This window comes from Achromobacter mucicolens (genome assembly GCF_902859725.1).
In the GTDB taxonomy this organism is placed as follows: Bacteria; Pseudomonadota; Gammaproteobacteria; order Burkholderiales; family Burkholderiaceae_B; genus Achromobacter; species Achromobacter mucicolens.
This window is the reverse complement of the sequence record NZ_CADIJP010000046.1, coordinates 1-1116: the sequence shown is the minus strand read 5'-3', so window position 1 is coordinate 1116 and position 1116 is coordinate 1. Positions and strand designations below refer to the sequence as shown.

Genomic DNA, 1116 nt, shown 5'->3' with positions numbered 1-1116 from the left:
CAGTACCTGTATTCCATCTTTCGCGTGCACCAGACCGCCAATGCACTGCAGGACGGCGTCCTCATAGTCATGGGCGTTGTGGATCACGCCGCGATCAAAGCAACGCAGCGTCTTGCCGAGTAGCCGCGAGGGACCGATAAGGCGAACCCACGCAACGGAATCCGCTACCGCTGCTGCGATAGTGCGGTCGAACGCTTCGATTTCCTTGGCGTAGACGCCGGGGAATGACATGGCGCCGCTGTAGTTCACCAAGTTTTGCTGCCGCGTGATCGTGTTGGCGACGTCTGGGTTTCTACCTGCCTCTTTCTTCATCGCCTCGAAGTAATTGCGGATGAGCGTTGCGCTCTGCAATTTGTGCGCGTTGCGTCCGGCGTATTCCGTCTTGCGGGTCACGGAATGGGTAATCCGGTAATGAAGCTCGCTGGCGATCCCGATCGGATCCTGCAACGCAACCACCAGGGGCGTGAAGTCCTTGCGTGGCAGCAACGCGAGGTACATGTTGGCCAGGATGTCGTGGTGGTTTGGCGCCTTTTCCGAGAACTGGATTTCGCTCCAGTCGAACGGCTTGGGCGCGCCATGTCCGGATGGCGAGACGAGTTCCCGTGCGGCCTCGCCCAGCAGCGTCGCGTCGAAGATGTGTTCTTGATACGCATTGCCCGCAGGCCTGCACTGTGTGCTCAATGCATCGCGAAGGCCGCCGTCATTGGTCTCGATGGCCCACAACGTGCGGTGGGACAGCAGCGTGTCGCTCACCAGGATGTGTACGGTTTCGGCAGTCTTTGCGTCCGGCGCGAAGAGATACGTCTGAGCACCCACCGTATCGGGCCGGCTGAGCCGGCCCGGCGTGGCATCGTCGTCGTCCGCATCACTCCACCAGATACGGGCGAAGCGGACGTCTTCGGTGACTTGGTAATGCTGCGTCCACATGCGCCCATTCTGGAAGTGGAAGAGGTAGACGTAAGTGCCCGGACGCAATGTGCGCAATCCGTACGCTTTGCCCGCCGTGAGTGCGGGATAGCCCTCGGTGTTCAGGCGGGGAAACACCTCCCTGTCCCACGCGTAATCGGCAATGCCATAGCGCAGCGGATACAGGGGCACACCGCGTTCGCAGGGCGG

1 protein-coding gene is annotated in these 1116 nt (G+C 61.0%); it reads right to left on the bottom strand.

Going from position 1 to position 1116, the window contains the following annotated elements:
* On the bottom strand, positions 1 to 1116 hold a 1116-nt coding region (locus HV786_RS27185; protein WP_175212090.1), incomplete at both ends, for a toxin VasX.